Here is a 19656-nt window from a genome sequence, read left to right on the forward strand (position 1 = left end):
GCGTCAACCCGCCTCCCACACTGGGGGCATGTCAGATGCATCCGTCCTGATCAGCGAAGTTGGCCCGCGTGATGGCTTGCAGAGCCTTGCGCGCAGCATGCCGACGTCGGCCAAGCTGGACTGGATACGCGCGTTGGCGGCCAGCGGTCTGCGCGAGATCGAGGTGGCCGCCTTCGTGCCGCCGAAGCTGCTGCCGCAGATGGCCGACGCGGCCGAGGTCGTGGCCGGTGCGCGAGCCATTCCGGGCATTACCGTGCTGGCCCTGGTGCCCAATCTGAAGGGCGCCGAAGCGGCGCTGGCGGCCGGTGCGCACAAGCTGACCCTGCCCATTTCCGCCTCGCGCGCGCACAGCCTCGCCAATATCCGCAAGACGCCGGAGGAGGCGGTTGAGGAGCTGCGTCGCGTGGTCGCCCTGCGCGCCGAGCAGGCGCCAGCGGTCGGCGTGGAGGTCGGCATCTCCACCGCCTTCGGGTGCACCCTGCAGGGTAAGGTGGAGGAAGACGAGGTCATCACGCTGGCCTTGGCCTGTGCGGAGGCAGGCGCGGATGCCGTGGGCCTGTCCGACACCACGGGCTATGCCAATCCGGCGCAGGTGAAGCGATTGTTCACGCGCCTGCAGGCGGAACTGGGTAAGCGCGCGGGCGGCGCGCATCTGCACAACACGCGCGGCCTCGGGCTGGCCAATGCGCTGGCGGCCTACGAGGTTGGCGTGCGTACCTTCGATGCCTCGCAGGCCGGCTTGGGTGGCTGCCCCTATGCGCCGGGTGCCAGCGGCAACATCGTTACCGAAGACCTCGTCTTCATGTTCGAGGCCATGGGCGTGGACACCGGCGTGCGCCTGGATGGTCTGCTCGCCGCGCGCCAGGTGCTCGCCGAGGCGCTGCCGGGTGAGCCGCTCTACGGCCAGGTGCCGGAAGCAGGCTTGCCGCGAGACTTCCGCTACGCCTCGGGGGGCACGCCATGAGTACGGCCTTGCCGCTCGCCGGGCTGCGTGTGGTCGAGTTCGTGCACATGGTCATGGGGCCTGCCTGCGGCCTGGTGCTGGCCGACCTGGGGGCCGAAGTCATCAAGGTCGAGAGCGTGGAGGGCGACAGCACGCGCAGCCTGCCGGGCTCCGGTGCCGGTTACTGGCCGACCTACAACCGCAACAAGCAGAGCCTGGCGGTCGACCTGAAGTCGTCGCGCGGGCGCGAGGTCGTCGAGCGCCTGATCGCCAGCGCCGACATCGTGACCGAGAACTTCCGCCCCGGTGCGATGGAGAAGCTGGGCCTGGGGCCAGAGCCGTTGCGTGCGCGCCATCCGCGCCTCATCTACTGCGCGATGAAGGGCTTCTTGCCCGGCCCCTACGAGCAGCGCACCGCGCTGGACGAGGTGGTGCAGATGATGGGCGGCCTGGCCTACATGACCGGGCCCGAGGGGCGCCCCCTGCGTGCCGGGGCCTCGGTGAACGACGTGATGGGCGGCTTGTTCGCGGTGATCGGCATCCTCGCCGCCGTGGTCGAGCGCCAGCACACCGGGCAGGGCAAGCTGGTGCAGGCGGGTCTGTTCGAGAACAACGTCTTCCTCGTCGCGCAGCACATGCTGCAGTACGCCGTGACCGGTCGGCCGGCGCCGCCGATGCCCAGTCGCCTGTCGGCCTGGGCGGTGTATGACGTGTTCGCCACGCGCGACGCGGATCAGGTCTTCATCGGTGTGGTCAGCGATGCCCAATGGCAGGCCTTCTGCCGGGCCTTCGACCTGCCGCATCTGCTCAATCGGCCCGACCTGGCCAGCAATGCGATGCGCGTGCGTGCGCGCGACGAGTTCATGCCCGCGCTGCGTGAGCACATCGGCGGTTTCGCCAAGGCGGAGATCATGCGTCGCTGCGAGGCGGCCGGCCTGCCCTTCGCGCCGATCCAGCGCCCCGAGGATCTGTTCGGCGACCCGCATCTGCTGGCGTCGGATGGATTCACCGAAGTCACCTTGCCCGACGGCCGGGTCAGCGCGGTGCCGGCCCTGCCGCTGGCGCTCGATGGCCGGCGCACGCGTACCCGGCGCGACTTGCCCGCCGTGGGTGAGCAGACCCGCGCCTTGCTGGCCGAACTGGGCTACGAACCTGAAGAAATAGAAGAAATGCTGGCGGCGGGCTGCGTAGCAGCCTCTGCGAGCAACCACGCCTGACCGGCGTACCACCCACAAGAGGAGCCAATCATGAGCATCAACACCCAACGTCGTCGTCTGATCATCGGTGCCGGCCTTGCGCCGCTGGCGGCGGGTCTGCCGCGCATCGCCTTTGCTGCGCCCTTGTTCGAGAGCATCAACATGTTTATCCCGGCCGCGCCGGGTGGCGGGTGGGACGGCACCGGGCGGGCCATCGAGGCGGCCTCCAAGTCGGCGGGGCTGGTCGGCAACTTCCAGTTCGAGAACGTCGGCGGCGCCGGCGGCATGGTGGGCCTGCCGAAGTTCGTGAACATGCGTAAAGGGCAGGGCAATGCGCTGATGGTGGGCGGCTCGGTCATGGTGGGCGCAGGCATCGCCAACAAGAGCCCGGTCACGATCAAGGATGTGACGCCCATCGCGCGTCTGACCGAAGAGGCGGGCGTGATCGCGGTACCGGCGAGCAGCCCCTTCAAGACCTGGAAGGATCTGGAAAACGCGTTCAAGGCCAATCCCAAGGCGGTCAGTGTGGCCGGCGGCAGCGCCGGTGGCACCGACCACCTGCTGTTGGGCATGCTGCTGCGTGCCTTGAAGCTCAACCCGAAGGATGCGGCCTACGTGGCCTTCGCCGGCGGCGGCGCAGCGGTGGCGGCCATCATCGGCGGCCAGGTCTCGGCCGGCATTTCGGGCTACTCGGAATTCGCCGAACAGGTGGCGGCCGGCCGCATGCGTCTGCTGGCGGTCTCGGGCAACAAGCGTATCCCCGGTGTGGAGGTGCCAACCTTGAAGGAACTCGGCGTGCCGGTGGTGGCGGCCAACTGGCGCGGCGTGTTTGCGCCTCCCGGCCTCACGGCGCAGCAGAAGCAGGCCTTGACCGACTACCTCGGCGCGCTGGACAAGGCGCCTGCCTGGAAGGAGATCGTTGCGCAGCGCAAGTGGACCGACGTCTTCCTGTCCGGCGACGCTTTTGCCAAGGAACTGGCCGAGGACGTGGCCGAGACCGAAGCCGTGATGAAGGAACTGGGCCTGGCCTGAGGAGGCGCTATGACAAGCTGGTTCAAGATCAGCGATCGGCTGTTCCCGATTGCCGCCGGCATCGCCATCTTCGCGCTGGCGGTGCTGGGGGTGGTCGGCGTGATGGCCATTCCCAAGCCCATCCTCGACGACGGCGTCGGCCCGCGGCTGTTGCCGGGGGCCGGCGCCTTGTTCCTGCTGGTGCTGGCCATGGGCTATACCCAGGCTGCCTGGCAGGGGCGTTGCCCCGATGCGGCGGATGATGCCGAGCTCAAACCGGTGCCCGGCGGTACCCTGCGTGGCGCCTGGCTCATCGGTGGTCTGGCGGCCCTCATGGGGCTGCTGGCCACGGTCGGCATCGGTGCCGCCGGCACCGTGGGCTTCGCCTTGTTCGCCCAGGCCTTCGGCAGCCGGGGCGTGGGGCGTGCGCTGCTGATGGGGTTCGTCGTCACGCTGGCGATCTGGTTGCTGTTCGACCGCGCGCTGGGGGTGCAACTGGGCCCCTTCCTGAAGCTGGGCTCTCTCTCCATTCCAGGATGACCATGTCCACATTCGACGCACTGATGGGCGGCTTCGCGGTCGCCCTGCAACCCGAGATTCTGATGTATGGATTCGCGGGTTGCTTCCTGGGCACCCTGGTCGGGGTGCTGCCCGGCATCGGGCCAGCGCTGACCATCGCGCTGCTGCTGCCGCTGACCTACAAGGTGCCGGCGGCGGCGATGTTCGTGCTGTTCGCGGGCATCTATTACGGCGCCATGTACGGTGGCTCGACCACTTCCATCCTGATCAACGCGCCGGGCGAGTCGGCCACCATGGTGACCGCCATGGAGGGCAATCGCATGGCGCGGCGCGGGCGCGCAGGGCCGGCATTGGCCACGGCGGCGATCGGCAGCTTCATCGCCGGCACCATCGGCACCATCGCGCTGACCTTCTTCTCGCCCTGGGTAGTGGAGGCTGCGCTGGCCTTCGGCCCGGCCGAGTACGCGGCACTGATGGTGCTGGCCCTGGTGGCGGTGTCCTCGGTGCTGGGCAACTCCGCCCTGCGAGGGCTGATTGCGCTGGCCATCGGGCTCATGCTGGGCTTCGTCGGCGTGGATCTGCAGACCGGCCAGCCACGTCTCACCTTCGGCGCCGCCGAGTTGCTCGACGGGGTGGAGGTCACGGTCGTGCTGGTCGGCATCTTCGCCGTAGGCGAGGCACTGTTCCTGGCCTGGCAGGGGCACTTCGCCGAGGGTGAGGTGATGAAGCTCTCAGGCAGCGTGAAGCTGTCGCGCGAGGACTGGAAACGTAGCTGGAAGCCCTGGTTGCGCGGCACCGCGCTGGGTTTCCCCTTCGGCGCCTTGCCGGCGGGGGGCGCGGAACTGCCGACCCTGTTGTCCTATTACAGCGAGCGCAAGCTGAGCAAGCATCCGGAAGAGTTCGGCAAGGGAGCCATCGAGGGCGTGGCGGGGCCGGAAGCGGCCAACAACGCCTCGGCGGCCGGCGTGCTGATGCCGCTGCTGACCCTGGGCATTCCGACCTCAGCGACGGCGGCGGTGATCCTGTCCGCCTTCCAGGGCTACGGCATCCAGCCCGGCCCGCTGCTGTTCACGCAGCAGAGCGGCCTGGTGTGGACGCTGATTGCCAGCCTCTACATCGGCAACGTGATCCTGCTGTTGCTGAACCTGCCGCTGGTGGGGCTGTGGGTGAAGATCCTGCACATCCCGCCGCAGTGGCTGTATGCCGGCATCCTGGTGATCTCGACCGTGGCGGTGTACGGCGCGGGCAACTCGCTGTTCGACGTCGGCATGCTGTTCGCGTTCGGGGTGCTGGGCTTCATGATGCGCCGGCTCGACATTCCGGCGGCGCCCTTGATCGTCGGTATGATCCTGGGTCCCCTGCTGGAGCAGTCGGTGCGGCAGGCGCTGGTCATCAGCCAGGGCGACTGGAGCACCTTCACCTCGCGCCCGCTGTCGGCTTCATTGCTGGCCGTGGCGGCCGTGCTGCTGGTGTTGCCGCGCATGGTGTCGATGTTGCGCAAGGCGGGGTAGCGCATTCGTAACCCAAAGAAAAAGCCCCGCCAGAGCGGGGCTTTTTCTTGCCAGGACTGCGGCAAGTTACATCTGCGCGATCATCGCGTCGCCGAAGGCGGAGCACTTCACTTCGGTCGCACCTTCCATCAGACGGGCGAAGTCGTAGGTCACGGTCTTGGCGTTGATGGCGCCTTCCATGCCCTTGATCACCAGGTCGGCGGCTTCGGTCCAGCCCATGTGACGCAGCATCATTTCGGCCGAGAGGATCAGCGAACCGGGGTTCACATAGTCCTTGCCGGCGTACTTCGGGGCGGTGCCGTGGGTGGCTTCGAAGCAGGCGTACTGGTCGGAGATGTTGGCGCCCGGGGCGATGCCGATGCCGCCCACTTGTGCGGCCAGCGCGTCGGAGATGTAGTCGCCGTTCAAGTTCAGCGTGGCGATCACGTCGTACTCGGCCGGGCGCAGCAGAATTTGCTGCAGGAAGGCATCGGCGATCACGTCCTTGACGATGATGTCGCGGCCCGTCTTCGGGTTCTTGAACGAACACCACGGTCCGCCGTCGATCTCCACCGCGCCGAATTCGTTCTTGGCCAGGGCGTAGCCGAAGTCGCGGAAGGCGCCTTCGGTGAACTTCATGATGTTGCCCTTGTGCACCAGGGTCACGCTCTTGCGGTCGTTGTCGATCGCGTACTTGATGGCGGCGCGCACCAGGCGCTCGGTGCCTTGCTTGGACACGGGCTTGACGCCGATGCCGCAGTCGTCGGTGAAGCGGATTTTCTTCACGCCCATCTCGGTCTTGAAGAAGTTGATGACCTTGTTGGCCTGCTCGGAACCGGCTGCCCATTCGACGCCTGCGTAGATGTCTTCGGTGTTCTCACGGAAGATCACCATGTCGACCAGGTCAGGGCGCTTCAGGGGCGAGGGCACGCCGTTGAAGTAGCGCACCGGGCGCACGCACTGGTACAGGTCCAGTTCCTGGCGCAGGGCGACGTTCAGCGAACGGATGCCGCCGCCGACGGGGGTGGTCATCGGGCCCTTGATGGAGATGGAGTAGTCCTTCAGGGCCTGGAAGGTTTCAGCCGGGAACCATTCGTTCTCGCCGTACAGCTTGGTCGACTTTTCGCCGGCATAGACTTCCATCCAGTGGATCTTCTTCTGGCCGCCGTAGGCCTTTTCCACCGCCGCATCGATGACCTTGATCATCACCGGGGTGATGTCCACGCCGATACCGTCGCCTTCGATGAAGGGGATGATCGGGTTGTTGGGAATCGGTTGGCCCGGGACGATCTTCTGGCCGCCGGCGGGGACCTTGATCAGCGATGCGCTCATGTTTCTGGCTTCCTCTAGGTTTGTCAGTCTGGGGGATCCGGCCGGGGACAAGCGGGGACTTCTGGCCGGACTCGGTTGGCGGCAGGGGGTGGGCCCTCTCGCCGCAAGCACGTCATTCTAGCATCCGGCCAAGACTTATATAAGACTTGGCGAAAAGGGATTGTCCCCCTTGTACAGACCCGTTCTGTGCGGTGCACAATGAGGGCGGGCCGTCGTCCGCAGGTGCAAGCCTAAGGACCGCGCCTGACATGAAGCTTGCTCGGTGCCCCTGGGGGGCGCCGTGCTGAGTTCGCCAGGAGGCACCTCATGAGCGATTTCCGTTCCGCGTTCCGCGATGCCGACACTTCGGTGGCCGGAGAAGGGGCGGCGCGCGCCATCGCGCTCGCCCTGATCGAAGGCTTCAACAACCACTACTGGATCTTCCGCAGCACCACGCGCCTGGCCAAGACGCGCTTCGAGCAGGCCGATTGGCAGGGTGAGCTGCGCGCGGTGAAGGAGCGCGTCGAGTTCTACGACGCGCGGGTCGGCGAGACGACCGCACGCCTGCTGCGCGAGTTCGATGCCGAGAACCTGCCGGACGAGACCTGGCAGCAGGTCAAGCTGTTCTTCATCGGCCAGCTCATCAACCACAAGCAGCCGGAGCTGGCCGAAACCTTCTTCAATTCGGTGTGCTGCCGCATCCTGCACCGCACCTACTTCCACAACGACTACATCTTCGCGCGGCCGGCGATCTCCACCGAGTTCATCCACTCCTACCCGCCCACCTGGTCCAGCTACTACCCGCAGCAAGCGGGCCTGCGCCAGACCATCCAGAAGATCATCGAGGATTTTGGCTGGGGGGTGCCCTTCGAGAACCTGCGGCGCGATGTGAACCACATCCTGCTGGCGGTGGCGCGCCATCTGCGCGGCGGCTGGCCGGCGCCCGAGTTCAATGCGCAGATCCAGGTGCTGCACTCGGCCTTCTACCGCAACAAGACGGCTTACATCATCGGCAAGGCCATCAACGGTTACCGCGAATACCCCTTCGCGCTGGTGGTGCGGCGTGGCGAGCAGGGGCTCTACGTCGACACCATCATCCTTGAGCCTTGGCGCATCTCGCTGCTGTTCTCGCTGTCGCGCGCCTACTTCATGGTGGATATGGAAGTGCCCTCGGGCTATGTGCAGTTCCTGCGCTCCATCATGCCCAGCAAGCCGCGCTCCGAGCTGTACACCATGCTGGGGCTGGGCAAGCAGGGTAAGACCATGTTCTACCGCGACCTGATGACCCATCTGCAGCACTCGAACGACCAATTCATCATCGCGCCGGGCATCCGCGGCATGGTCATGGCGGTGTTCACGCTGCCCTCCTTTCCCTATGTGTTCAAGGTCATCAAGGACCCGCGCTCGATCCGCAAGGAGATGGACCCGGAGACGGTCAAGCGCAAGTACCACATGGTGAAGGAGGTCGACCGCGTGGGGCGCATGGCCGACACCCTGGAGTTCTCGTCGGTGGCCCTGCCCAAGCATCGTTTCCAGCCCGAGGTGATCGCCGAACTGCGCGAGCTGGCGGCGGAGAGCATCGAGGAGGAGGGCAATTCCATCGTCATCCGCCACCTGTACATCGAGCGGCGCCTCACGCCGGTGAACATCTACCTGCAGACGGCCGACGAGGCGCAGACCGACCACATCGTGCGCGAATACGGCAATGCCATCCGCGAGATGGCGCAGGCCAACATCTTCCCGGGCGACATGCTGTGGAAGAACTTCGGCGTCACCCGCTACGGCCGCGTCGTGTTCTACGACTACGACGAGATCGAGTTCATGACCGACTGTCACTTCCGCAGCGTGCCGCCACCGCCCAACCCCGAAGCCGAGATGAGCGGCGAGATCTGGTACGCGGTGGCGCGCAACGACGTGTTCCCCGAAGAGTTCGGCACCTTCCTGCTGGGCCTGCCGCGGGTGCGCAACGCCTTCATGAGGTACCACCCGGACCTCCTGACCCCCGAGTTCTGGCAGCGCACCCAGCAGCGCTTGCGCGAGGGACATGTCGAGGACTTCTTCCCCTACCCGCAGGCGCTGCGCTTCGGTGCGCGCGGTCTGGGGGCGGAAGTGTCGCCAGCGCTCGAATGGGCGCAGGCGGAGGACTGAGCTTCATTTGCTTTCCCTTGATTTTGTTGTAATTAGTGTTTGTGGTGTATCGTTCAAACGCATAACAACAAGCAAGTCGGGGATCAGGTGAGCGGGGGACTACGGGGGGACGTAGGCCAGCGTCGCCGGCCGCAGAGCAGGCGTGCCCAGCGGGGGACGTGGATGCTGGAGGCCGGGGTCTATCTGCTGGTCATCATGGTGTTCGTGGCGGCATCCTGGCTGGCTTATCAGGCCCAGGTCGGCCGCGCGCGCGGCAAGCAACTGCGTGACAGCCTGCTGGGCCAGGCTGAGCAGTTGCAGCGCAGCCGCGACGCGGAGCAGCGTTTCCCGCCCGCGATCCCGCTGCCGCCGGCGAGTGGCATGCAGTTCTCCTACCGTACAGATGAAGCGCGTCGTCTCTATGTGTTGAGCGGCGGCGCCCCCGCGCTGCGCCTGTGGGCCGGCATCAATGCCCGTGGTGTGCGCTGCGCCTGCCGCGACTGCACCCCGCCCTCGGCCTTCCGCCCGGCGGACGTCAATTGTCCCGAAGGCACCTGGCCGTTCTGATTGACTCGCAGGATTGTTCCGGGCGAGGAACGATCAATCCCGGTGACATGGCTTCTGGTGCGGACAGGCTGCTCGCACAATGGCCACATCTAACCAGGATGTCGCCATGAACACCGCCCCCCAACCCCAACCCATCCTCTTCCTGTCCCACGGTTCGCCCATGCATGCGGTCGAGGCTGGCGCCGCCGGCCGCGCCTGGCAGGCGGTGGCGGCTACGCTGCCGCGGCCCCGCGCGATCCTGATGGTGTCGGCGCACTGGGAGGCCGCGAATCCCACGCTGACGGCAAGTGCCGCACCGCGCACGATCCATGACTTCGGCGGTTTCCCGGAGGCCCTGTATCGCTTGCGCTACCCGGCACCGGGCGCACCTGTACTGGCCGAGACCCTGGCGGCGCGCTTGCAGGCCGCCGGCATCGCAGCGGGTACCGATGCCACGCGCGGGCTGGACCACGGCGCCTGGGTGCCGCTGCTGCACATGTTTCCGCAGGCCGATGTCCCGGTCCTCCAACTGGCCTTGCAGGCTGGCGGCGATGCGCGGCGTCACCACGCCGTCGGCGTCGCACTGCGCGGCTTGGCGGCCGAAGGCGTGCTGATCATTGCTTCCGGACACATGACCCACAACCTCGGCGACTTCTTCCGCCACCAGGGCGCGCCGGCTCCGCTGGACTATGCGCAGGCCTTCCGTGACTGGGTGGATGCGCGCGTACTGGCGGGCCGCGTCGCCGAGCTGCTGGAATGGGAGGCCGCACCGGGCGCGCGCCGCGCACACCCCACGCCGGAGCACTTCCTGCCGCTGTTCGTGGCCTTGGGGGCGGCCGGCGAGGCTTACCGCGCCCACTCGGTGCTGAGTGGATTCGACGGGCCGGCGCTGGCGATGGATGCCTATCGCTTCGATCCGGCCTGAACGCCGCGCGCTTGGTTTGTCAGAGGAGGTAGGCGAGCCAGGGCGCGATCAGCACCATGATCACGCCGGAGATCACCATGGTCAGGCTGGCGATCATGCCTTCCTCGGCGTCGCGGCTATAGGCCTTGGCCGTACCCACGCCGTGCGCGGCGACGCCGAACAGGGCGCCTTTCGCCAGCGGGCTCTTCACCGGCAGCCAACCCAGCAGCCATTCGCCCGCGATGGCGCCGAACACGCCGGTGATCACCACGCAGATTGCTGCGATGTCGGCCGCGCCACCGGCCAGCGGTGCGCCCAACATGGCGAAGGGCGTGCTCACCGAGCGCATGGCCAGGCTGCGTGCCAGCACATCGGCCAGGCCCAGCAGGCGGGCCAGGCCCACGCTGGTGAGCAGGGCCACGCTGAGACCGACCGTGACGCCGACGCTGAGCGCCAGCCAGTGGCGCCGGATCACCGCGCGGTACTCGTAGATCGGCAGGGCGAAGCCCACCGTGGCCGGCCCCAGTAGCCAGGTCAGCCAGTGGCTGTACTGCGTGTAGGTCCCATACGGAATGCGCGCCAGCAGCAGGCCGGCGATCAACACGGTCGGCACCAGGATCATCGGCGAGCTCCACCAGCGCGGCCAGCGCCGGTACAGGCGCTTGGCCCCGAAGTACAGGCCCAGGGTGGCCAGCAGGCACAGGCTGGGCAGCAGGTGCGCGTGGAGTGCGCTCATGCCTCGTGCTCCTCGTCCTGTCGGCCGAAGCGGCGCACGGTGAATTCCACCGCCAGCGCAGTGGCGGCCATCACGGCCAGGGTGCTGAGCACGATGATAGCCACCAGGGCCAGGCCGTAGAGACGCACGAAATCGCCGTAATCCACGATCGCGATCACTGCCGGGATGAAGAACAGCAGCAGTTCGCCCAGCAGCCAGGCCGTGCCGGCGGCGAGCCAGTCCGCTTTGACCAGGCCGCTGGCGAGTGCAGCCAGCAGCAGGGCCATGCCCAGCACGCTGCCCGGAATCCCAGGCAGGAAAGCATGTGACAAGCAGTCAGCCAGCCACCACAGCAGGCTCAGGGCGAGCACCTGGAGCGCGATGCGTGTGGCACGCTGCAGCTTGGGCAGGAGGGGGGAGGCGGAGGAGGGGGATGGCATGGAGCAGGGGCGGCAGGTGTGCAGCACCAGGCAGAAAAACCGGAGGCCCGGATCGCGCCGGGCCTCCGCACAGCTCAGACGATTACTGGGCGACCCACTTGCCAGCCTTGTAGGCGTACAGCGTGATACCGCCTTCCTGGATGTCGCCCTTGGTGTCGAACGCGATGTTGCCGGTGACGCCCTTGCTCTTGAGCTTGGCCAGGGCCGGCAGGTACTTGGCGGGCTCGGGCGAGTCGGCCGCCTTCATGGCTTCGATCAGGCTCATCGCTGCGTCATAGCTGTACGGCGCGTAGAGCTGCACATCGCCGCCGAAGCGCTTCTTGAAGCGCTCACGGAACTGCGCGCCGCCGGGCATCTTTTCCATTGGAATGCCGGCCTGGGTACAGAACACCTTGTCGTCGAGCGAGGCGGCCGCGAGCTTGAGCATCTCGCCGGTACACACGCCGTCGCCACCGAGGAAGGTGACCTTCATACCGAGCTGGCGTACTTGTTTGAGCATCGGGCTGGCCTGGGCGTCCATGCCGCCGTAGAAGATTGCATCCGGGTTCTTGCCCTTCAGGCGGGTCAGGATGGACATGAAATCGGTGGCCTTGTCGTTGGTGAAGTCACGGCCCACCACCTCGATGCCACGTTGCTTGAGGCTCTCGGCCAGCGCGTCGGCCAGGCCCTGGCCATAGGCGGTACGGTCGTCGATGATGGCCAGCTTCTTGATGCCCATGGTCTTGGCGTAGCTGGCCATGGCGGCGCCCTGCTGCAGGTCGTTGGCGATCACGCGGAAGGTCACCTTGAAGCCCTGCTCGGTCAGCTTGGGATTGGTGGACGAGGGCGTGATGACCGGGATGCCGGCCTGGTTGTAGACGCGCGAGGCGGGGATCGAGGCGCCCGAGGTCACATGGCCCACCACCCCCTTGATGCCGCCGTCGGCAAAGCGCTGGGCCACCGTGGTGGCGGTGCGCGGGTCGGCCTGGTCGTCATCGCCGACCAGCTCGAACTTGACCTTCTGGCCGCCCAGGGTGATGCCCTTGGCATTGGCGTCTTCGATCGCCAGGCGGGCGCCGTTCTCGCCGTCCTTGCCGATGTGCGCCAGCGGGCCGGTGGTGGGGCCGGCGTGGCCGATCTTGACGACGATGTCGGCTGAGGCGGCGCTGGCCAGGCCGAGCAGCGCGATGGCGAGTGCGATTCGCTTCATGTGCGGATTCTCCGTGCGTGATGGATGTGATCAGGGTTGGGCAGTCGAATCTGCCTCGTTTGCAGTATGGACGCCGTAGCGGGGCGGAATGCTGATGCGGGTCAGCGTTTGGCCGCGAGAGGCGGTAGAGCGCCGAGCTGTGGGGCAAGTTCCCGCGCGAACTGGTCCAGCGCGTCGCCGGTGGCCGCCACGATGGCGTCCACGCTGGTGTCGCGCGGGGCGGCGCTGTATTGCGCCTGGACGCTGCGCAGGGGCGGGCCTTCGCCACGCGCCGGGCGCAGGCTCCACCGCAGGCTCAACCGTACGCTCTGGCCGCGCTCGGCGTCCAGCGCTTGTACGTCCAGATCCAGTGCGTAGTCGGCGCGGTCCGCTGCTGCTTGCGGAAAGTGGCTGACGCCGGCATGCGTCTGCAGCGCATTCAGGCGGGCGGCCAGGACACGCGGAATCTCGTAGCGCAGGCCTTCGGCCCAGCGGTCGTTGTCCATCACCTCGATGCGGGTGGGCGAGCTGCGCAGCACCAGATTGGAGCGGTCCAGCGCTTCGGGCAGGCTGACCGAGGCAATGGCCACCTGCACCGCTGGTGTGGCCGCCATCGGCGCAGCGGCGGTGGGCAGGGCCAGGGAGTAGTAGCGTGGCGGGACGTCGGCGGTGCTGCAGGCGACCAGCGTCAGCAGCGCGAACAGGCTGATTACGGTGCGCGCGAAGCTCACTGTTTTTCCTCCTTCTTGCCGCGTAGCAGCGCTTCCGGGTGGCGCTCGATGTAGTCGCTCAGGGTGCGTAGCGAACTGGCGGCACGGCGAACCTCCTGCAGGGTTTCGCGCAGGTCCTGCTTGAGCGGGGCGGTGTCGTCCAGGGTGCGATTGGCGGTCGATAAGGTCTGTTGTGCCTGGGCCAGGGTCGCGCGCAGCTCCGGCAGGGTCTCGTCGTCCACCCGCGCCAGCGTCCGATCAGCCTGTTGCACCAGTTTGTCGAGCGATTGCAGGGCCTGCCGCAGGTCGGCCGCGAGTTCCTGGAAGGGGATCGCGTCCAGCTTGTTGGCGATGCTGGTGACCGTGGCTTGCAGTTCCACCGTACCGCTGGCCACGGTGGGCAATTCGCGCGGCTGGCGGCGCGCGTCGACCCGTACCTTGGGCGCCTTGGGGAAGAAGTCCAGCGCAATGTAGAGCTGGCCGGTGAGCAGGCTGCCCAGGCGCAACTGGCCGCGCAGGCCGGCCTCGACCAGGGATGCGAGCTGGTTGTCAGGATGGATGCCGGCACGTTCCGGCGTCTCCTTGCCGGTGAAGCGGTCGGACAGGCGCTCCGGGTAGATGCGCACGGTGACCGGCACATTGATGACCCGCGTCTGCGGGTTGTAGTTCACGCCGATACTGCGGACTTCGCCCACCACGATGCCGCGGAAATCCACTGGGGCGCCGACTTCCAGCCCGCGTACCGACTCGCTGAACACCAGCACGAGGTCTTCGGCGCGGCCGTCGGGTTCGCGCATGGCCTGGTCGCGGCCTGGATGCAGGCGGAATCCCGCGTTCTCTGCTGCGCGTGGTGCCGCCGGTGCGGCGGTGGGCTCGCCGAAGGCGATACCGCCGACTAGTACCGAGGACAGGGACTCGGTGCTCATGCGGAAGCCCTGCGCATCCAGTGACACCTCGACGCCACTGGTCGACCAGAAGCGCGTACTGGTGGTGACATACTGATCGTAGGGCGCGTCGATGAAGACCTGGGCGGTGATGCCCTGGCCGTTCTGATCCAGTTGGTAAGCGACCACGCGCCCGACCTCCAGGCGACGGAAGTACACCGGCGTGCCATAGCCGATCGAGCGCAGGTCGTCGGCACGCAACTTGAACGAGCGACCAGGCAGGCCGGAGGTGAGGATGGGCGGGGTTTCCAGCCCGACGAATTCGGTGCGCGACTCGCTCGACTTGCCGAAGTCGAGGCCGATGTAGGCTCCGGTCAGCAGGGTGTCGATGCCTGAGACGCCGCCAGCGCCGATGCGCGGCCGGACGATCCAGAAGCGGGTGTCGTCGACGAGCAGGTCCTCGACCGATTTGTCCAGCCGCGCCTGCACGACAACGCCACTGCGGTCGGCGCTGAGGCGTAGTGCCGTGACCTGGCCGATCTCCACGTCCTTGTACTTGATCTTGGTCTTGCCGGCCTCGATGCCTTCCGCGGCGCGGAACTGGATCTCGATCAGCGGTCCTTGCGAGAGCCAGGCGCTGATCGCCAGTCCGCCTCCTACCAGCAGCGCCAGCATCGGAATCACCCACACCAGCGAGGGAACCCAGCGCTTGCGTGGCAGGGGTTTTGCCACCGGCAGGGAATCGGGCAGCGGAGTCGGTTCGGATGCGTGGGGCTCAGTCATCGTATCGTCGTGTATCCCAGATCAGCCGGGGGTCGAAGGAGAATGCCGCCAGCATGGTCAGCACCACCACGGCGGCAAAGGCGACCGCACCGGGCAGCACGCGCACCATCAGCAGCGCGTTGAAATTGACCAGGGCGGTGAGCAGGCCGGCGACAAAGATGTCCAGCATCGACCAGCGGCCGATGAACTCCACCGCACGGTACATGCGGGTGCGCGCATGGCGCTGGCGCGAGGGGCCGAAGTGGACGCTCAGCGCCAGCCAGGAGAGCGCAAGCAGCTTGCCGATCGGTACCACCATGCTGGCGATGAACACGATGATGGCGAGATCCCAGTTGCCCTCATGCCACAGGTAGATGATACCGCTCATGATGGTGTCGATCTGCGCATCCCCGAGCTTGGTGCTCTCCATGATCGGCAGCAGGTTGGCCGGCAGGTACAGGATGTAGGCCGCCACCAGCAAGGCCCAGGTGCGCCCCAGACTGTTGGGTTTGCGCAGATGGATCGCGCTCCCGCAGCGCGTGCAGATGCCGTCGCTCGTGCCGCTGGGCAAGCGCTGAACCAACTCGCACATGTGACAGCGGGCCAGCCCGCGTTCGGCGGCGCTGCTCATGTCTGCTCCGCCAGAGGACTGCGCTCAGTCGCGGCGCTGCGCAGCGCGTCGTGGCGGTCCCATACCCAGCGCCGGTCCAGGCGCGGCAGCAGGGCGGTAAACATCAGCATGAACAGGCAATAGGCCCACAGGCCGAGCCCCGGCGTGACATCGGCATAGGCGCGCAGTTTCACCACGGCGACGATGATGCCCAGCATCATGACCTCGATCATGGCCCAGGGCGGCAGCGCGAAGAGCAGGCGCGCGACGTGGCGGAAGCCTGGCAGCACGCGTCCCAGCAACAGGCCGCCATAGACGTGGAGGGTGCAGCACAGCAGCAGCGTCGGCACCAGCACGACTCCCATGAACACCAGGACCGCCACTGTCTCGAAGCCCTGCTCCAGCAGCATGCCGGCGGTGCCGGGCAGGGTGGCGCTGCTCTTGAGCCCCTGCAGGTTCAGCAACACGATGGGGAAGCTGTTGGCGATGATCTGCACGATCAGGGTCGCGCCGGCCAGGGCCAGCGTGAAGTCGGGGCCCTGGAACGACTGGCGGTGCAGCACGGCATCGCAGCGCGGACACCGCGTCACGGCGCCCGGCGCGGGGGCTTCGGCACGCAGCAGCAGGTCGCAGTCGGGACAGGCCATCAGGTGATGGGCGGACATGGGCGCATTGAAGCATGAATGCCCTGCCAAGTCATGACGGCGCCGGCCGGTCGGCGGCCCGGGGAGGGGCTGGGTCGGCTAAAATATGCGGTCCTCCTCTCATCACCCTGGATTCCCCCCCATGAGTGCCCTCACCCCGCATATCGACGACGTCCGCATCCGCGAAATCAAGGAACTGGCTCCGCCGGCCCATGTGCTGCGTGAGTTTCCGGCTTCCGACAAGGCGGCGCAGACGACCTTTGCGGCGCGGGCGGCGATCCATCGCATCCTGCACGGACAGGACGACCGCCTGCTGGTGGTCGTCGGGCCGTGTTCGATCCATGACACGCAGGCCGCCATGGAGTACGCGGGGCGTCTCAAGGAGCAGACCGAAAGGCTCAAGGACGACCTGCTGGTGGTGATGCGCGTCTATTTCGAGAAGCCGCGCACCACGGTGGGCTGGAAGGGCCTGATCAACGACCCGCGCCTGGACGGCAGCTTCCAGATCAACGAGGGGCTGCGCCTGGCGCGCAAGCTGCTGTGGGAGGTCAACGAGCTGGGCCTGCCAGCGGCCACCGAGTTCCTCGACATGATCACCCCGCAGTACATCGCCGACCTGATCGCCTGGGGCGCCATCGGCGCGCGCACCACCGAAAGCCAGGTGCACCGCGAGCTTGCCTCCGGCCTGTCCTGCCCGGTCGGCTTCAAAAATGGCACCGACGGCAACATCCGCATCGCGGTGGACGCGATCAAGGCGGCCGCTTCGCCGCACCATTTCCTGTCGGTCACCAAGGCCGGCCACTCGGCCATCGTGTCGACCGCCGGCAACGAGGATTGCCATGTGATCCTGCGCGGCGGCAAGGAACCGAACTTTGATGCGGCCAGCGTTGACAAAGCCTGCAAGGAGCTGGCGGCGTCCAGCGTGGCGGCTCGCCTCATGGTCGACTGCTCGCATGCCAACAGCCGCAAGCAATACGCCCTGCAGTTCGAAGCCGCACAGGACGTCGCCGGCCAACTGGCGGCCGGAGAGGACCGGATCATGGGCGTGATGGTCGAGTCGCACCTGAAGGAAGGGCGCCAGGATCTGGTGCCCGGCAAGACGCTGGAGTATGGCCAGAGCATCACCGACGGCTGCCTCGGCTGGGAGCGTTCGGTCGAGCTGCTGGACATGCTGGCCGAAGCCGTGCGCACGCGCCGCGTGCGTCGTGCCGACGCCGAATAAAGACAAGCAAGTACGGACCCCGACATGGAACTCATCGCCCAATTCATCGACATCGTCCTGCACCTGGACAAGTACCTCGCCATGCTGGTGGCGCAGTACGGCGCGTGGATCTACGTGATCCTGTTCGCCATCATCTTCTGCGAGACCGGCCTGGTGGTATTCCCCTTCCTGCCCGGCGACTCCTTGCTGTTCGTGGCGGGCGGGCTGGCCGCCGCGGGGGGGATGGACGTCAACGTGCTGGCCTTCACCCTGTTCGTGGCCGCCGTGCTGGGCGACAACCTGAACTACTGGATCGGGCGCACGGTCGGCCCGCGCGTGTTCAAGTGGGAGCAGTCGCGCTTCTTCAACCGGCGTGCCTTTGACAACACGCACGCCTTCTTCGAGAAGCACGGTGGCAAGACCATCATCATCGCGCGCTTCCTGCCGCTGGCCCGCACCTTCGCCCCCTTCGTGGCCGGGGTGGCGGCGATGGACTACCGCCGCTTCCTGCCGCTGGACATCTTCGGCGGCGCGCTGTGGATCTTCTCGCTGACCTGGGCCGGCTACTTCTTCGCCAACATTCCGGTCATCAAGAACAACCTCTCGCTGTTCGTGGTGGGCATCATCGCCATCTCGCTGCTGCCGCTGGCCATCGCCTGGCTGCGCAGCCGTAGCGCTTCCAGCGCCGCCTGAGCATGAAGAACATCGTCATTCTCGTCTCGGGACGGGGCTCCAACATGGAAGCCATCGTGCGGGCGCGCATTCCCGGCGCGCGCATCGCGGCGGTGATCGCCAACCGCCCCGACGCCGGCGGGCTGGCCTTCGCACGCGAGCAGGGCATCGTCGCGCAACTGGTCGACCATAAGCACTACCCAAGCAGAGAGGCCTTCGATGCCGCGCTGGCCGAGATCATCGACGCGCATCAGCCGGACCTCGTCGTGTTGGCTGGCTTCATGCGTGTGCTGACCGAGGGTTTCGTGCGCCGCTACGAAGGGCGCCTGCTCAACATCCACCCCTCGCTGCTGCCGGCCTTTGCCGGCCTGCACACGCATCAGCGGGCCCTGGAGACCGGCGTGCGCCTGCATGGTGCAACCGTGCATTTCGTGACCGCCGAGCTCGACTGCGGCCCCATCGTCATCCAGGCCGCGGTGCCGGTGCTGGCGGGGGATGACGAGGCCAGCCTGGCGGCGCGCGTGCTGGTGCAGGAACATCGTATCTACCCGCAGGCCGTGCGCTGGTTCGTCGAGGGCCGGTTGAGCCTGGTCGACGGCCGGGTGCGGCTGACCGGGGAGGGCGACTCCCCTGTCGGCTGGTGCGTGCCGCCGCTCGATCACTGAAGGAAGACTGGGTGCGCGCCCAAGACACGCGAAGCGCGCTGAAGATCGGCTACCTCGTTTCCGCCGTGCTGCATCTGGGGGCCCTGGTGGGGGCGCCCGGCTGGCAGTTGCCCGAGCACCGCGAGCCCTTGCGCATCGAGGCGCGCCTGCTGGCTGCGCCTTCCGAAGTGGCGGCGATTGCGCCGACGCCCCCAAAACCGCCTCCGCGGCCACCGGCGCGCCGGGCCGAAGGGCGCGAAAAATCGCCCGCGAGCCAGTTGGCCGCGGCAGAAGTAGCGCCGCTGCAATCCGCCCCGGCTGCGCAGTCCGAGCCCGTGCTGCCGGCCGCGCCCGCGGCGTCGGCCCCGGTGGAAGTTGCGGCCTCGGCTCCCTTGGCGCAATCGGCGCCGGTTCCGCTGGCCCAGAGTGCGCCAGCTGACGGCGTGCGCAATCTCACCGATCTGCGTGACTGGCCGGTGGCCGGCGCGGTGCAATTCGATGCCAGCCTCAGTGGCCTGTCGGCGGGGGATGCAGAACATGTCTGGACTCACGATGCGCTGCAATACAATGCGCGCCTGAGCCTGCGTTCTGCGGGTCTGGTCCGCCTTGCCTATCGTTACGATGCACAGCAGGAAACCGTTGGCCGGCTGGTCGGCAACAACCTGCGGGTCGAACGCTACGTCGAACAGGCCAATACGCGCCATTTCGAATCGCTGTTCGACCATGCTGCCGGGGTGGTGCGGCAGGACCGCAATGGCGCCAAGCGCGAGGTGGAAGCCAAAGGAGTGGCGCTGGACATCCTGTCCCTGCTGCACTTTCTGGGCGGGCAGCCGGCTAGCGCGGAGGCCTTTGACATCTTCGTCGTGAGTCCGCGTGCCTCGGTCGCGCGGGTGACGGTATTGCAGAAGGCGCTACGTGAGCGCGAACTGCCCGTCGGCCGCGTCCTGGTGCGTCCCTTCGTGGCGGAGGCGCGTGGCGGTGAGCTGTACATCGAAGTGGACCTGGCTGTGGCCTGGCGCAATGCACCGGTGCGTATCTTCATTGAAGATCGCAAGCAGGACCTGAAGCTTGAACTGCGCGCCGCGCAAGTGGAAATCGAGGGGGCCATGCTGGCACGTCGTCAGCCCCCCCCACCTGAACCTGATACGGATTGAAAAAC

The 19656-nt window shown here is 67.0% G+C and carries 20 protein-coding genes; 12 read left to right on the top strand and 8 right to left on the bottom strand.

The window, feature by feature from the left end:
• Positions 1-28: 28 nt before the first annotated feature.
• The 5 genes from NMB43_RS06240 to NMB43_RS06260 are packed head-to-tail and all read left to right on the top strand — an operon-like array spanning position 29 to position 5180.
• Complete coding sequence (locus NMB43_RS06240; RefSeq protein ID WP_494351287.1) at positions 29-964, top strand: hydroxymethylglutaryl-CoA lyase; 936 nt, start codon at positions 29-31, stop codon at positions 962-964.
• Positions 961-2160 carry a CaiB/BaiF CoA transferase family protein gene (locus NMB43_RS06245; protein WP_494351288.1) on the top strand — a complete coding sequence of 400 codons (1200 nt, stop codon included), beginning with the start codon at positions 961-963 and terminating at the stop codon, positions 2158-2160. Before NMB43_RS06240 ends, NMB43_RS06245 begins: the two co-directional genes overlap by 4 nt.
• Positions 2161-2190: 30 nt before the next feature.
• Entirely contained in the window at positions 2191-3171 is a 981-nt protein-coding gene (locus NMB43_RS06250; protein WP_494351289.1) for a Bug family tripartite tricarboxylate transporter substrate binding protein, read from the top strand.
• A gap of 9 nt (positions 3172-3180) precedes the next feature.
• Complete coding sequence (locus tag NMB43_RS06255) at positions 3181-3690, top strand: tripartite tricarboxylate transporter TctB family protein (protein WP_494351290.1); 510 nt, start codon at positions 3181-3183, stop codon at positions 3688-3690.
• 2 nt (positions 3691-3692) lie between these two features.
• Positions 3693-5180: a tripartite tricarboxylate transporter permease gene (locus NMB43_RS06260; protein ID WP_494351291.1), complete on the top strand. Its 1488-nt coding sequence runs from the start codon at positions 3693-3695 to the stop codon at positions 5178-5180.
• Positions 5181-5246: 66 nt separating this feature from the next.
• On the opposite strand, the gene icd is transcribed toward NMB43_RS06260, so the two are convergent.
• Positions 5247-6491 carry an NADP-dependent isocitrate dehydrogenase gene (gene icd, locus NMB43_RS06265; protein ID WP_494351292.1) on the bottom strand — a complete coding sequence of 415 codons (1245 nt, stop codon included), beginning with the start codon at positions 6489-6491 and terminating at the stop codon, positions 5247-5249.
• Between the two features lie 306 nt (positions 6492-6797).
• Between icd and aceK the strand changes: the two genes are divergently transcribed.
• The 3 genes from aceK (at position 6798) to NMB43_RS06280 (ending at position 10068) form a co-directional block, all read left to right on the top strand.
• A complete protein-coding gene (gene aceK / locus NMB43_RS06270; RefSeq protein WP_494351293.1) occupies positions 6798-8618 on the top strand; it encodes a bifunctional isocitrate dehydrogenase kinase/phosphatase in 1821 nt (606 codons plus the stop codon).
• Positions 8619-8780: 162 nt separating this feature from the next.
• Positions 8781-9164 (top strand): hypothetical protein, encoded by a 384-nt coding sequence (locus tag NMB43_RS06275; protein ID WP_494351294.1) that lies wholly within the window; start codon positions 8781-8783, stop codon positions 9162-9164.
• Between the two features lie 106 nt (positions 9165-9270).
• On the top strand, positions 9271-10068 hold the full coding sequence (locus NMB43_RS06280) for a dioxygenase family protein (protein WP_494351295.1): 798 nt from the start codon (positions 9271-9273) through the stop codon (positions 10066-10068).
• A 19-nt stretch (positions 10069-10087) separates the two neighbouring features.
• Here the strand turns inward: NMB43_RS06280 and NMB43_RS06285 are convergent, their stop codons facing one another.
• The 7 genes from NMB43_RS06285 to NMB43_RS06315 all read right to left on the bottom strand — a co-directional run bounded on the left by NMB43_RS06285 (position 10088) and on the right by NMB43_RS06315 (position 16001).
• A complete protein-coding gene (locus NMB43_RS06285; RefSeq protein ID WP_494351296.1) occupies positions 10088-10783 on the bottom strand; it encodes an LrgB family protein in 696 nt (231 codons plus the stop codon).
• Positions 10780-11202 (bottom strand): CidA/LrgA family protein, encoded by a 423-nt coding sequence (locus NMB43_RS06290; protein WP_494351297.1) that lies wholly within the window; start codon positions 11200-11202, stop codon positions 10780-10782. Before NMB43_RS06290 ends, NMB43_RS06285 begins: the two co-directional genes overlap by 4 nt.
• Positions 11203-11284: 82 nt before the next feature.
• Positions 11285-12391 carry a branched-chain amino acid ABC transporter substrate-binding protein gene (locus NMB43_RS06295; protein WP_494351298.1) on the bottom strand — a complete coding sequence of 369 codons (1107 nt, stop codon included), beginning with the start codon at positions 12389-12391 and terminating at the stop codon, positions 11285-11287.
• A 101-nt stretch (positions 12392-12492) separates the two neighbouring features.
• Positions 12493-13101, bottom strand: a complete 609-nt coding sequence (locus tag NMB43_RS06300) for a PqiC family protein (RefSeq protein WP_494351299.1) — start codon at positions 13099-13101, stop codon at positions 12493-12495.
• A complete protein-coding gene (locus tag NMB43_RS06305; RefSeq protein WP_494351300.1) occupies positions 13098-14747 on the bottom strand; it encodes a PqiB family protein in 1650 nt (549 codons plus the stop codon). The genes NMB43_RS06300 and NMB43_RS06305 overlap by 4 nt, the downstream gene beginning before the upstream one ends.
• Positions 14740-15357 carry a paraquat-inducible protein A gene (locus tag NMB43_RS06310; protein WP_494351301.1) on the bottom strand — a complete coding sequence of 206 codons (618 nt, stop codon included), beginning with the start codon at positions 15355-15357 and terminating at the stop codon, positions 14740-14742. Before NMB43_RS06310 ends, NMB43_RS06305 begins: the two co-directional genes overlap by 8 nt.
• Complete coding sequence (locus tag NMB43_RS06315; RefSeq protein ID WP_494351302.1) at positions 15354-16001, bottom strand: paraquat-inducible protein A; 648 nt, start codon at positions 15999-16001, stop codon at positions 15354-15356. Before NMB43_RS06315 ends, NMB43_RS06310 begins: the two co-directional genes overlap by 4 nt.
• A 121-nt stretch (positions 16002-16122) precedes the next feature.
• Here NMB43_RS06315 and aroG point away from each other — a divergent pair, with 121 nt between their 5' ends.
• Genes aroG through NMB43_RS06335 form a run of 4 tightly spaced genes read left to right on the top strand, consistent with a single transcriptional unit; the run spans position 16123 to position 19651 of the window.
• Positions 16123-17202, top strand: a complete 1080-nt coding sequence (gene aroG / locus NMB43_RS06320) for a 3-deoxy-7-phosphoheptulonate synthase AroG (RefSeq protein WP_494351303.1) — start codon at positions 16123-16125, stop codon at positions 17200-17202.
• A gap of 24 nt (positions 17203-17226) precedes the next feature.
• Positions 17227-17874 (top strand): DedA family protein, encoded by a 648-nt coding sequence (locus NMB43_RS06325; RefSeq protein WP_494351304.1) that lies wholly within the window; start codon positions 17227-17229, stop codon positions 17872-17874.
• A 2-nt stretch (positions 17875-17876) separates the two neighbouring features.
• Complete coding sequence (gene purN, locus NMB43_RS06330) at positions 17877-18518, top strand: phosphoribosylglycinamide formyltransferase (RefSeq protein WP_494351305.1); 642 nt, start codon at positions 17877-17879, stop codon at positions 18516-18518.
• An 11-nt stretch (positions 18519-18529) separates the two neighbouring features.
• A complete protein-coding gene (locus NMB43_RS06335; protein WP_494351306.1) occupies positions 18530-19651 on the top strand; it encodes a DUF3108 domain-containing protein in 1122 nt (373 codons plus the stop codon).
• Positions 19652-19656: the final 5 nt, after the last annotated feature.

It is taken from the genome of Uliginosibacterium sangjuense, from assembly GCF_059132465.1.